Source organism: Streptomyces rimosus, from assembly GCF_008704655.1.
GTDB classification, from domain to species: Bacteria; Actinomycetota; Actinomycetes; order Streptomycetales; family Streptomycetaceae; genus Streptomyces; species Streptomyces rimosus.
Window position 1 is genome coordinate 8,908,864 of the sequence record NZ_CP023688.1, and the last position, 12,146, is coordinate 8,921,009.

The following is a 12,146-nucleotide window of genomic DNA, read 5'->3' on the forward strand; positions in this document are numbered from 1 at the left end:
CGACAGCTGATCAACCGGCCGGGAGGATGCACGCGCCCGGCGTACGGCGCGCACCGTACGCCGGGCGCCCAGCGATCGGAGGCGAGACGATGGCCGTACCGCCCGGACCGGGGACCAGCGGCAGCGCGCAGGAACCACCGCGGCATGTGCTGGTGCCGCTGGCGCTCGCCCAGTTCATCTGCAGCTTCGCCGGCTCCAACATGAACGTGATGATCAACGACATCAGCGAGGACCTCGACACCACCGTGCAGGGGGTGCAGCTCGCGATCACCATCTTCCTGCTGGTCATGGCCGCGCTGATGATCCCCGGCGGCAAGCTGACCGACCGCTTCGGCCGCAAGCGGTGCCTGGTGGCGGGCCTGGCCGTCTACGGCGTCGGCGCCCTGCTCAGCGCGGCGGCGCCCGGCCTCGGCGTCCTGATCCTCGGCAACTCCCTCCTGGAAGGCATCGGCACGGCCCTGCTCATCCCGCCGGTCTACATCCTCACCACGCTGTACTTCACGGACACCGCCGCCCGCGCCCGCGCGTTCGGCGCGATCATGGCGATGGGCGGCATCGGCGCGGCCGCCGGGCCGCTGATCGGCGGGCTGATCACCTCGGGGCTGAGCTGGCGGGCCGCCTTCGTCTTCCAGGCGCTGGTCATCGTGGTGATCGTCGTCCTGAGCCGCCGGATTTCCGATCCGCTGCCCCCGGAGCCCGGCCGTTCCTTCGACACCGGCGGGGCGGTCCTGTCCGCCGTCGGCCTGACCCTCGTCGTCGCCGGTATCCTCGCCGCCGACGACAACGGCTGGCTGACGGCCGGGCTGCTGGTGCTCGGGGCCGCCGTGCTGGCCTGGTTCTTCCGCTGGATACGGGCCAAGGAGCGGGCCGGCGCCGAACCGCTGCTGTCGATGAGCCTGTTCCGCGACCGCACGTCCAACCTCGGCCTGGTGACGCAGTGCCTCCAGTGGATGGTCCTGATGGGCGTCTCCTTCGTGGTGTCCGCCTACTTCCAGGTCGTCCGCGGCTACAACGCGATCCAGACCGGAGTGATCTTCACGGCGGCCACCGTCGGCCTCCTCGCGTCCTCGCTCGCCGCCGAGCGCTTCGCGAAGCGGCGCACCCCGCGGACCCTGGTGACGACCGGCTTCGTCGTGACCGTCGGCGGCATCGTCACGCTCCTCGCCCTGGCGGGCGGGGCGCAGAGCGCCTGGGCCAGCACCCCCGGACTGCTCCTGATCGGCCTGGGCCTCGGTGTGATGCTCACCCCGTCCGTGAACGTGGTGCAGTCCAGCTTCCCCGAGGAGCAGCAGGGGGAGATCTCCGGCCTGTCGCGCAGCGTGTCCAACCTCGGCTCGTCGCTCGGTACGGCGATCGCCGGCACCATCCTCGTCGCCGACCTGGCCGTCGGCTCCTACGCCGCCGCGCTGATCGTGCTGGCGGTCATCGGATGCGGCGGCCTCGTAGCCGCCACGCTGCTGCCCCGGCAGCGGGCCGTGGCCGGTCAGGGCAGCGGCCGCTGACCGTCGCGGGCCCGTCCGCCGTACCAGTCGTACACCACCGCACTGCGCACGACGAGATCGGCGACGGACGCGTCACGCCTGCTCAGCGGCGTCCAGAACAGCCCCAGCGGAAAGACGACGCACAGCACGGCCCGCAGCAGGGCGCGGCCGGCGCCGAGCGGCCGCCCCGGCCGGCGGACCACACGCAGCCCCATCAGCCGGGCTCCCACGGTCTGGCCGGTCACCGTCCAACTCACGGCCAGATAGCCGACGGTGAGGGCGAAGCCGAGAACGCCGGTGAGCCAGTCCGAGAGCTTCGGCGGGGCGAACGGCGGCCCGAGCACGAGGAAGCGGACGGCACCGGCGAACAGGTCGGCCAGTACGGCGATGCCGAGCACCACGAGGATGTCCGCGACGGCCGCCACCGTACGGGAGACCAGCCCCGCGGCCCGGCCCTGGAACCGGGCCGGGCCGTCCGCGGGGGAGGGCCGCGTCACGAAGGAGTCCGGCGCAGCAGCCGGTCGGTGACGGCGTCCACCAGCCGGTCCGCCCGCGCGCCGCGCAGCCGTACGGCGTCCAGCGCCTCGCCGGTCAGGTCGCCGCCCGTGTCCCGGACGATCGCGCCGACATCGATCTCTTCGAGCACCTGCCGCGCGTAACCGGCCAGATCGACCCGGTCCAGTACGGCGTCGACGTCCACGCGCCGCGCGACCCGCGCCACGTCGACGCGGTCGGCGACCCGGTCGACATCGATGCGCTCTGCCACCTTGTTCACGTCCACCCGGGCCACCAGGGCCTCCAGGTCGAGCTGGCCGACGACCGCCGCGACCAGCCGCCGCAGCACGGCGCGCCGGGCGTCGCCGACGCCGTCCGCGACCCGTACGGCCGCCGTGGCCGCCACCGTACCCGCGGCGGCCACGGCGCCCAGGGCCAGCCGCGGCCCGAGCAACAGGGCGGCGCCCAGCGGGCCTTCGGTGGCGCGGTGTCCAGCCATGGCCGCATCGCAGCGCCGCCCGGCGCGGCATGCGTCATCCGCCGCGGGTGAGAGCAGGTGTACGAACCGCGCCGCGCGGCCCGCGGATCAGCCGTCCACGGCCTTCAGCACGTCCCTCAGGTCCACGAACTTGAAGTTCGTGGAGGGGCGCGCCGGGTCCCCGGGCGCGTCGTGCCCGTCCTGCACGACCAGCAGCCCGTTCGGATACTTGGCGCCCAGCGGCGCCTTCAGCGCGGCGGCACCGTCGCACTCCTCCGAGCCGTCCAGGGCCGGCGAGGCGGGGGCGACGCGGAAGCCGCCCTCGTACTCGTTGTCGTCGGATATCTCGCGGTCGTAGGCGACGAAGGTGTTGTCACCCTGGCTGGACGCCAGCAGATAGCCGTCGCCCTTGGGCTCCTCGACGAGCGTCAGGCCCTCGACGTCGGCCGTCAGCCGCTTGCCGCCGTAGCCGGGGTCGGCGCCCGCGACACACTTCCCGGCCGCGTCGTCGTACGTGGCCGGTACGCCGTACTCGCGGACCTTGTCGATCAGCTTCGGCGTGCCGGTCAGATCGGCACGCAGCCGCCAGATGCCCACGTCCTCCTGCCCCGCGTACAGCGTGCCGTTGTGGGCATCGACCACCATGCCCTCGACCTGAGGGAGTTCGCCGGGCTCGGCGCAGGGGGACCACTTCTTGCCGTTGGGCAGGCGGAAGGCGGCGGGCAGGTCCAGGGTGCGGACCTTGCGGTAGCCGACCGTGCCGCCGGCGCCCGGCGTCAGCTCCAGCAGCGCGAGGGTCGTCCGCTCACGGCGGCTGACCAGGGCGTACGAGCGGCCGGTGGCCTGGTCGGTCCAGGTGGCCAGCCCGTAGGCGGTGCGCTGCTCGTCGATCTCCTGCTGGGAGGCGGAGAAGACCGGCGGGGCCGCGGGGTCGGTCACGTCGGTGAGCGGGCCGCCCGCGCGGTCGCGGTCGATCCGGTAGAAGCGCAGCCGGTCGTTGCCGCGGTCGCTGACCACCGCGAGGTCGGCGCGGCCCGACGACAGGCGCAGCCCGGATACCAGGTCGACGTTGTTGAACCGTCCGGCGGCGTGCCCGGGTCCGGGCGCGGCGGGCGCGGGCAGCGACTGCACCTCGCGGGCGTCGAGGTCGTAGACCCGCAGGCCGCCCTTCTTCGCGGTGGCGATCACCAGACTGCGGCCCGGGTCGGCGGCGTCGCGCCAGATCGCCGGGTCGTCGGCGTCGGCCTCGCCCCCGGCCGCGTCGTCGTGCAGGGCCGGGGTCTCGGCCCGCGGGGTGACGGCGGGCGGCGCGGACGGGGCGGCCCCGGCCGGGAAGGGGACGGCCGCGACGGCGAGCGCGGCGAGTGCCGTGGCGAGGGCGAGCGTCGCCGACCGGACGCTGCGGGAGGTGGCCACGAAGGGGCTCCTTCATGTCGGAAGGGTGGTTGAAGGGGAAAGCAGGGGGAGTCTGGGGGGTGCGTGTGACGGCTTACCGGTAGGTAACGTGTCCGGTGCCCGTACGGAACGTGAACGGCCCGTACTGAGACGCCCGTTGAGCCGAGCGGTAGGTGAAGGTAGCGCGAAACAACGGGAGTTGTCTGGCCTGCCCGGTGAAGTGACCTCTTGATCGGCTCCCGACGAGCCGGACTCCCTACCCGGTCACTCCGCCCATTCCGGTGCCCACACCTCGTCGCCCCGCTCTCCCGGCTGTGCGGCGGGCGCCGTGTACCGGCCGCGCAGATGGTCGCGGAGCGCGGCCAGTGCGGGGTGCGGGTTGTCGCGGTGCCAGATGAGGGAGTGCGGGTAGACCGGTGTCGGGTGGTGCAGGGGCACGCGTCGCAGGTCGTGTTCGGCGGGCCAGGCGAACCGCGTCCACGCGCCGACGAGTGTCGCGATGCGCGGGGAGTCGGCGATGGTGTCCAGGAGGGGTTCGGTGCCGAAGTCGGGGCCAGTCACCTCGATGGTGAACCCGAACGCGGCGGCGAGGTCGTCGTAGTAGGCCGCCCACTCGGTGCCGGTGACGATGCCCGGCATCCAGATCCGGTGCCCGGCGAGCCCGCCGGGGGTGACCGCGCGCGCGTCGGCCAGCGGATGGGCGGGCCCGGTGACGAGCTGCACGGGCTCGTCGTGGACCCGTACCGCCTCGATGCCGTCGGGCAGCTGCCGTGCGGGTGCGGTCACGGCGCGGAACGACGCGTCGATCGTGCCGGACCGTACGGCGGCGAGCGCCGCGTCCGCGTCGAAGAGGGTCACCACGTCGAGCGCGGTGTCGGGGTACGCGCGGTGGAAGTCGCGCACCAGGTCGGCCGGTGCGAGCCGGCGCCCGATCACGTCCACGCGCAGCGCCCGGCTCCCCGGCCGTACGGAGGCGGCCGCCCGCTCCTCGGCGCGCAGCAGCTCGCGGGCGTGCGGCAGGAACGCCTGCCCGTCGATGGTGAGCCGCGCCCCGCGCGCCGTGCGGTCGAAGAGCCGTACCCCGAGGTCCTTCTCCAGCGCGGCGATGCGCTTGGAGACGGCCTGCTGGGTGATCGACAGCAGCGCGGCGGCTTCCCGGAACTGCCCGGAGTCCGCGACGGCGACGACGGTGCGTACGGCATGGAGATCCACGGGAGCACTCTAGAGGAGCGCGCACAACCACCGGTTGTCGCCGGGGTCACCCACGGTTGTTTGCTTCCGCCCCGCCCGCCCGCTGTGATGTCTCCGCCCGACGATCCGTCGGGCAGGTGGACACGAGGAAAGGTGCGGGGCGGGGTATGGGGGCCAAACGGTCGCTGGGGCGGTCCTTCGGGTGGCTGTGGGCGGCGTACGCGGTCAGTACGTTCGGGACCTCGCTCGCCTTCGACGCGTTCGCGCTGATCGCGGTCCTGGTGCTGCACGCCGGGCCCGCCCAGGTGTCGGCGCTCGCCGCGGTCGGGCCCGCGGTGGGGGCCGTGCTGGCGGTGCCGCTCGGCCCGTGGGTGGAGTTCCGGCGCAAGCGGCCGGTGATGATCGCGATGGATCTGGTCCGGTGCGGGCTGCTGCTGAGCATCCCCGCCGCGTACCTGCTCGGGCGGCTCGGCTTCGTCCAGCTGCTGGTCGTGTCCATGGTGATCGCCGCGGCCGACATCACCTTCAACGCGGCCGCCGGCGCCTGCCTGAAGGCCCTCGTCGGGCCGCCGGACCTGATCGTCGCGAACGGGCGGTTCGAGGCCACGCAGTGGACCTCCACCGTGCTCGGCCTGCCGCTCGGCGGCGCCGCGGCCGGGCTGTTCGGGCCGGTGACGACCGTACTGGCCGACGCGGTCAGCTATCTGCTGTCGGCCGCCGGCATCCGGGCGATCGGCGGCGGGGAACCGCGTCCGGTACGGGACGGGGCACCGCCGACGGCACGCGCCGCCGGGCTCCTGGAGGGCTGGCGGCACATCCTCGCCCACCCCGTCCTGCGCCCGCTGTTCCTCAACTCCGTCCTGGTCAACGGCCTGATCATGGCGACAGCGCCACTGGCCGCGGTCCTCATGCTCGGCCCCCTCGGCTTCCCGCCCTGGCAGTACGCCCTCGCCTTCGCGGTGCCCTGCCTCGGCGGTCTGCTCGGCTCGCGCCTGGCCGGTCCGCTCGTCGCGCGCTTCGGACAGCACCGGGTCCTGCGCACGGCCGGGACGCTGCGGGCCTGCTGGCTGATCGGCCTGGCCTTCGTCCACCCCGGTGTGTCCGGGCTGCTGCTCGTCATGGCCGTCGAGTTCGCGATGATCGTCTGCATCGGTGTCTTCAACCCGCTGCTCGCCGCCCACCGGCTGGACCTCACCGCGCCGGACCGCGTCGCCCGTACGCTCTCCGCCTGGTCGGCGACCGGCAAACTCACCACCGCGGCCCTGACCGCCCTGTGGGGCCTGCTGGCCGCCCTCACCGGCCCCCGTACCGCCATGGCCCTCGCCGGCGCCCTCATCCTGACGACTCCGTTCCTGCTGCCGCGGCGGCCGGCCGGAGTGGCCTCCGCCTCACCGGAGCCCGCCCGGGCCCCCGCAGCAGAAGCCGGCCCTCCGCATAAGTGAGCGCCGGGCCCGGAAGGGCGGCCTCGCGTCCGCTGAGGAGGACGGTCAGGGTGCCGTCGGCGGGGGAGTGGGGCGCGGGCGGGTGGCCGGTGCGGCGGAGGGCCTGAGCGGCGACCGCGGGGGCCGAGCCGTGCAGAACGAGGGGCGGCAGACCGGGGTGTGCCAGCGCGGCGCGGATGCGCTCGGCGACGAGTTCGTAGTGGGTACAGCCGAGGACGACGCTCCTGACCCCGGCCGGGGTGCGCCGCGCGGCGGCGATCGCGCGGCCGATCGCGTCCTCGTCCCCCTGCTCCACCGCGTCGGAGAGCCCGGGACACGGTACCTCGGTGACCGCCGTACCCCCGGCGAACCGCCGGATCAGCGAGCGCTGGTAGGCGCTGCCGGTGGTGGCGGGCGTGGCCCAGACGGCGAGGGGGCCGCCGTCCACGGCCGCCGGTTTGATCGCCGGGACCGTGCCGATGACCGGCAGTTCCGGCTCGAAGCGGGCCCGCAGGGCGGGCAGCGCGTGGACGGTCGCGGTGTTGCAGGCGACGACCAGCGCGTGCGGACGCCGCGCCGCCGCGGCTTCGCCGACGGCGAGCGCGCGGGCGGTGATGTCCCGCGCGGAGCGCGGCCCCCAGGGCATGCCGTCAGGATCCGAGGAGAGGACGAGGTCGGCGTCGGGACGCAGCCGGCGTACGACGGAGGCGGCCGCCAGCAGCCCGATCCCGGCATCCATGATCGCGATCTTCGGCCGGTCACCGGGGCGGGACGGCGGAGCGGCGGTGCGCCCTTTTGTGCGTCGCTGGTGTGGTCCGCCGCCGCCCCCGTGCTGGTGTTCCATACCGGTCGCCTCCGCGTTCGTTCGGTGTCGGTGTGACGGGTGGTGAGTCTGTACGGAGGCGGGCCCGGACAACATGGCCAATTCCGCGGGGTTGGTCTGGAGCGAGGCGCCGCGGTCAGTCGAGCAGCCCGATCGCCAGTCCCCGCAGCCGCGCCGGGGCGGCGATCACCTCGTAGCCGGTGATCAGGCCGTCCTCGACGGTGAAGGTCAGCGCGATGCGCAGGCGGCCCCGGGGCGCCACGAGGAGGCCGACGGCGCCGTCGACGAGGGCCGGTTCGGCCTCGCGGGCGCGGTGGGCGAACAGCAGGGTGCCCTCGGCCACGGCCCGGGCGCCGCGGAGCTCGGGCGCCACGCTCGGGGGCAGGACGGCGGGGTCGGCACGGCGTACGACATCGGGGGCCAGCAGGGCGAGGACCGCCGGGAGGTCACCGGCGCGCGCGGCCGCCAGGAACGCCGTGACGACGCGGCGGTGCCGGGCCAGGTCGGCCGGCGGGACGGCGGGCGTGCCCCGTACCTTCTGGCGCGCCCGACTGGCGAGCTTCTTCGTGGCGACCGGGGTGCGCTCCACGAGGGGGGCGATCTCGTGGAACGGCACGGCGTACATGTCGTGCAGGACGAGCGCGACGCGTTCGGCGGGGCCCAGCCGGTCCAGCACCACCAGCAGCGCCCGGCTGACGGAGTCGGTCAGCAGCGCGGCCGCCTCGGGCCCCTCCGCCCGGACCGGGAGCTCGTCGAAAGCCGGTGGCTCCGCCAGGTCCTCCCGCCGCGACGTGCGCGTACGCAGCACGTCGAGGCAGATGCGCGTCACCACCGTCCGCAGCCAGCCGTCCAGGTTGTCCACCGCGTCCGCGTCCACCCGGCTCAGCCGCAGCCACGCCTCCTGTACGGCGTCGTCGGCCGCCTCCGGGGAGCCGAGCATCCGGTGGGCGACGGCCCGCAGCCGGCCCCGCTGTTCCTCGAAACGTTCCGCCAGCCCGTCGCGCGCGTTCACCGGTCACCTTTCCTCGTTCTGCTGCGTCACGGGTAAGGACGGACGCACCGCGCGAGAAGTGACAGGAGAACCGATGCCGACCTTGCTCCACCTGGATTCCAGTGCCGACCGCTCCGGCGGGTCGGTCAGCAGGCAGCTGACCGCCTTGTACGCCGAGACCTGGCGCGCCGCGCACGGCACGGCGGCCGGATACCGCCACCGGGATCTGGCCGCCGACCCCGTACCCCCGCTGGACACCGCCTACTGCTCGCTCGGCCGGCGCGTGGAAGAACGCGGCCTCGTCCCGCCGGACGGCGTGGACGCGCTGATCGCGGGCCCGGCCGAGCGGCGGGCGTGGGCGCTGACCCGCCCGCTGGTGGACGAACTGCTGGCGGCCGACACGGTGCTCATCGGGGCGCCGATGTACAACTTCTCGGTGCCCGCCGCGTTGAAGGCGTGGCTGGACCGGGTGGCCTTCCCCGGGGCGTTCACCGATCCAGGGACCGGGGAGAGCCGGCTGAAGGGGGTGCGGGTGGTGGTGATCAGCTCCCGGGGCGGGGCGTACGGGCCGGGAACCCCGCGGGAGGGGTGGGACTTCCAGACGCCGTACCTGCGGGCGTACTTCCGTAGGCTCGGGGTGGCGGAGGACGCCGTCCGGGTCATCGGAGCCGAGCTGACGTTGGCTCATCTCGTCCCGCATTTGGCCCGATTCCGGCCGTCGGCGGCCGCCTCGCTCGACGCGGCGCGGGCCGAGGTGACCGCACTGGCCGGGGCCTGCGGGGCGGTCACCTGACCGTGCGGACGAGCGCCCCCGCGCCCCGGCCGCCGGACGAACGCCCTACCGCTCCCGGTCCTCCGGCCGCCCGAACCAGTCCAGGCACAGCACCAGCGCGTCGTCCATCGACTCCGCGTCGCGGTACTCGGCGAGGTCGCGCAGCACGGCGCGGGGCACGCTCGCCGCGGGCAGCAGGCTGGTGGCGTGGATCGCGCGGGCGAGGGCGTGCTCGCCGTACTCCTCGCCCGGTGGCGAGACCGCCCCGTACACGCCGTCGCTGACGAACAGCAGCCGGTCGCCGGGCAGCACCTCGAATTCCTGCGCCACGTACTGCGTCTCCTCGAACATGCCGAGCGGCAGCTGCGGCTCCAGCGGCACCCGGTCGATGGTGCGCCCCCGGCGCCGCCACAGCTGCGGGGAGCCCGCGTCCACGACCTCCACCCGGCCGGTCGCGAGGTGGAAGCGCAGCAGCAGCGTCGAGACGTAGGCGGAGCCGCGGTACTGCCCGTAGAGGGCCTGGTCGGCCAGGGCCGCCTGGTCGGCGATGCCGATACCGGCGCGGCGGGCGTTGCGCAGCGCGTTGACCGTGAGGTGGGTGAGCAGGGACGCCTCGATGCCGGTGCCCATGCCGTTGGTGACGGCGAGGGTCAGCTCGTCCGCGTCCGCCGCCCAGTCGTAGTTGTCGCCGTGGATCGCGTAGGCCGGTTCGAGCTGCGCCCCGATGGCGTACTCCTCGGCCACGCAGGCCCGCGCGGGCAGCAGCTGCCACTGCATCTCGGCGGCCAGGGTGAGCCGGTTGGTGCGGCGGGCCCGCTGGTAGACGTCGGTGTCCCGCTCGGCGACCAGGATCTCGTGGCCGAGCAGGTCGGCGGCGTGCGCGAGCTCCTCGGCGGTGCCCGGTACGTTGCGCCCGGCGGGCAGCCGTACGGTCAGGATGCCGAGCCGTTCGCCGCGGACCGTCACCGGCAGGTGGTGATCGACCGCGTCGCCCTGCCGGACCTGCCGCTCGTGCGGCTCCTGGCTGCCGAAGGCACGCCCCTGCGGGCTGTTGGAGATGGACAGTACGCCGGGCGGGTCCTCGCCGAGCGAGGCGAAGGGCCTGAGCACCGTGCCCCCGTAATCCGCGAGGAACAGGTGGACGGATGTGGCTCCGTAGGCCGCGGCGAGTGCTTCGCGCAGCGTGTCCACCAATGCGTGCGGTGCCGATGCGCGAACGGCTCTTTCCACATCACAGCTCAGGGTCACGGGCTCTCAAACATTCTTATTTCGGTGGATTCAGACATGGCCGGGCTGACGCGGGCGGCCGGAGGGTGACAGAGTGGTCGTGTGTCCCGTTTTCCCGGCCAGTCGCAGCACGAACAGGTGACCGAGGCCACCCTTGCCGCCTCCGAGTTGCTGGAGGTGCTGTGGGGTCGTGGCCAGGAGACGGCACGCTCGGCGCAGGTGTCGCCGTCCCAGCTGCGGGCTCTCCTGGTGATCGAGGATCATGAGGGTACTAACCTGCGGGCCCTCGCCGACGCACTCGGCTCGCGTCCGCCCGCGGTGAGTCGTCTGTGCGACCGTCTGGAGGCCATGGGCCTGGCGGAGCGCTGTCCGAGCGCGACGAGCCGGCGCGAGGTCGAGCTGCGGCTGAGTCTGCGCGGGCGCGCCTTCCTGGAGGAGTACCGGGCGGCCCGCAAGAGCGAGGTCGCCGCCATCGTGGCGCGTATGGACCCGGCGCAGGTCGCCGATCTGGCGTCCGGCCTGGCGGCGTTCCACAGGGCGGCCGCCGTGCACCGTGCGGCCGAGGGCAGCCGTACGGTCCCCGCCGGCCGCACGCTCGGTGCGGACAGCGCGGACACTGCGTGAAGTCATTCAGGCCCCGCTTCTCGATCCGAAGTCACTCCGGGCAGAGCCGTGTTGCACAGTGACGGGGACAAGATTGTTGCCTTTCTGGAATATTGTCAAACGGCAACAATCGCTTCTATTGTTGATCACTCCATCCGGCCGGACCGGGAGTCCGGCCGGGCCGCCGACCCGTCACCGACCGAGGACCACCGTGCATCCACAGCCCAGCTCAGACCGGCCGACACAGGTACGGATACGGGAAGGACAGCGCGCCGGGGACGCCTTGGTGATCATCGTCACCGGACCGCTCGACATCGACACCGTCGCGCCGCTGGAAGCGGCCCTGTGCGAGGCGGGCGCCGGGCCCCGGGACGGCGATGGAGCGGCGCGGCCGGTGGTCGTCGACCTGGCCGAGGTGGAATTCGCGGACTCCACGACGGTCAACATCCTCCTGCAGCAGCACGCCGCCCTGGGCACCCGGCTCCGCCTGGCCGCCCCCTCGCCCGGCCTGCGCCGCCTCTTCGAGCTGACCGGCCTGGACGGGGTGCTCCCGCTGTACGGCACGGTCGCGGAAGCGGCGGCGGCCGACGGCGCGGCCGTGGAGCCGGCGGGGGAGTAGCTGCCTCAGCCGGCCGCGGCCGTCTCCGCGAGTTTCCTAAATTCCCCGAGGTCGTAGTTGGCGAGGGTGGAGTCCAGGTTCGTCAGGGCCCCCAGATGCTCCACGAAACCTTCCGGTGAGTACTCTATTTGCAGCGTGACACGGCTTGATGTGTCACTGAGCCGGTGGAAGGTGACGACTCCCGCGTGATGGACACCCTCCGTCGTTTTCCAGGCGATGCGCTCAAGAGGTTTGACCTCGGTGAGTTCCGCCACGAAATTCTTGTCCGCCCCCGGCAGCGACAGCTGCCAGGCGAAATGCGTGTCGTCCAGGCGCTCGACCAGCCGTACGTGGCTGAGAAACCTCGGCCACCGCGTGACGTCCGACCACAGCGCCCAGCTCACCGCGACGGGTGCCTCGATGTCCACACTCTCCAGCAGCGAGGACGACATGGGGTGAACCTCCTTGATCTCGGGAGCGAATACACCCGGACACGCACGGTGACAGCCGCCGGCGGCCGTATTCACCCGCGGCCGGGATTGCCGTCCGGCCGTATCCACGAGCGGTCCGGAGTTGCCCTGGTACCCCGCGCCGGAGCGGGTACCCGGGGAGTGCGGCAGCGGTTACCGGCAATCCGCCCGCCGGGTTATCACCCCATCGGGAACTCGCCG

Annotated in this window: 13 protein-coding genes; 5 read left to right on the forward strand and 8 right to left on the reverse strand. The window is 73.5% G+C overall.

Features of this window, described 5'->3' with window-relative positions; all coding sequences use genetic code 11:
- Positions 1–89 precede the first annotated feature (89 nt).
- A complete protein-coding gene (locus CP984_RS39030) occupies positions 90–1,502 on the forward strand; it encodes an MFS transporter (protein WP_003983492.1) in 1,413 nt (470 codons plus the stop codon).
- Here the strand turns inward: CP984_RS39030 and CP984_RS39035 are convergent.
- From CP984_RS39035 to CP984_RS39050, 4 genes are all read right to left on the reverse strand, one after another.
- Positions 1,484–1,978 carry an RDD family protein gene (locus tag CP984_RS39035; RefSeq protein ID WP_003983493.1) on the reverse strand — a complete coding sequence of 165 codons (495 nt, stop codon included), beginning with the start codon at positions 1,976–1,978 and terminating at the stop codon, positions 1,484–1,486. The two genes, CP984_RS39030 and CP984_RS39035, sit on opposite strands and share 19 nt — an antisense overlap.
- Complete coding sequence (locus CP984_RS39040; protein ID WP_003983494.1) at positions 1,975–2,475, reverse strand: hypothetical protein; 501 nt, start codon at positions 2,473–2,475, stop codon at positions 1,975–1,977. Before CP984_RS39040 ends, CP984_RS39035 begins: the two co-directional genes overlap by 4 nt.
- An 87-nt stretch (positions 2,476–2,562) precedes the next feature.
- Positions 2,563–3,870: a phytase gene (locus tag CP984_RS39045; RefSeq protein WP_003983495.1), complete on the reverse strand. Its 1,308-nt coding sequence runs from the start codon at positions 3,868–3,870 to the stop codon at positions 2,563–2,565.
- Between the two features lie 243 nt (positions 3,871–4,113).
- Complete coding sequence (locus CP984_RS39050) at positions 4,114–5,061, reverse strand: LysR family transcriptional regulator (RefSeq protein WP_003983496.1); 948 nt, start codon at positions 5,059–5,061, stop codon at positions 4,114–4,116.
- Between the two features lie 146 nt (positions 5,062–5,207).
- Between CP984_RS39050 and CP984_RS39055 the strand changes: the two genes are divergently transcribed.
- Positions 5,208–6,482 carry an MFS transporter gene (locus CP984_RS39055; RefSeq protein ID WP_003983497.1) on the forward strand — a complete coding sequence of 425 codons (1,275 nt, stop codon included), beginning with the start codon at positions 5,208–5,210 and terminating at the stop codon, positions 6,480–6,482.
- On the opposite strand, the gene CP984_RS39060 is transcribed toward CP984_RS39055, so the two are convergent.
- A complete protein-coding gene (locus CP984_RS39060; RefSeq protein WP_003983498.1) occupies positions 6,373–7,200 on the reverse strand; it encodes a glutamate racemase in 828 nt (275 codons plus the stop codon). The two genes, CP984_RS39055 and CP984_RS39060, sit on opposite strands and share 110 nt — an antisense overlap.
- 220 nt (positions 7,201–7,420) lie before the next feature.
- Positions 7,421–8,296, reverse strand: coding sequence for a sigma-70 family RNA polymerase sigma factor (locus CP984_RS39065; protein WP_003983499.1), 876 nt, complete (start codon positions 8,294–8,296; stop codon positions 7,421–7,423).
- A gap of 73 nt (positions 8,297–8,369) precedes the next feature.
- On the opposite strand from CP984_RS39065, the gene CP984_RS39070 reads away from it, so the two are divergent.
- Positions 8,370–9,068, forward strand: coding sequence for an FMN-dependent NADH-azoreductase (locus tag CP984_RS39070; RefSeq protein WP_003983500.1), 699 nt, complete (start codon positions 8,370–8,372; stop codon positions 9,066–9,068).
- Positions 9,069–9,113: 45 nt separating this feature from the next.
- On the opposite strand, the gene CP984_RS39075 is transcribed toward CP984_RS39070, so the two are convergent.
- The gene (locus tag CP984_RS39075; protein WP_003983501.1) at positions 9,114–10,238 is read right to left on the reverse strand and encodes a PP2C family protein-serine/threonine phosphatase; all 1,125 of its coding nucleotides are present in this window, start codon (positions 10,236–10,238) and stop codon (positions 9,114–9,116) included.
- A gap of 138 nt (positions 10,239–10,376) precedes the next feature.
- Between CP984_RS39075 and CP984_RS39080 the strand changes: the two genes are divergently transcribed.
- Together CP984_RS39080 and CP984_RS39085 are read left to right on the forward strand one after the other, a co-directional pair.
- Complete coding sequence (locus CP984_RS39080; RefSeq protein ID WP_003983502.1) at positions 10,377–10,898, forward strand: MarR family winged helix-turn-helix transcriptional regulator; 522 nt, start codon at positions 10,377–10,379, stop codon at positions 10,896–10,898.
- A gap of 262 nt (positions 10,899–11,160) precedes the next feature.
- Positions 11,161–11,496: an STAS domain-containing protein gene (locus CP984_RS39085; protein ID WP_003983503.1), complete on the forward strand. Its 336-nt coding sequence runs from the start codon at positions 11,161–11,163 to the stop codon at positions 11,494–11,496.
- 5 nt (positions 11,497–11,501) lie between these two features.
- On the opposite strand, the gene CP984_RS39090 is transcribed toward CP984_RS39085, so the two are convergent.
- On the reverse strand, positions 11,502–11,927 hold the full coding sequence (locus CP984_RS39090; protein WP_003983504.1) for an SRPBCC family protein: 426 nt from the start codon (positions 11,925–11,927) through the stop codon (positions 11,502–11,504).
- Positions 11,928–12,146: the final 219 nt, after the last annotated feature.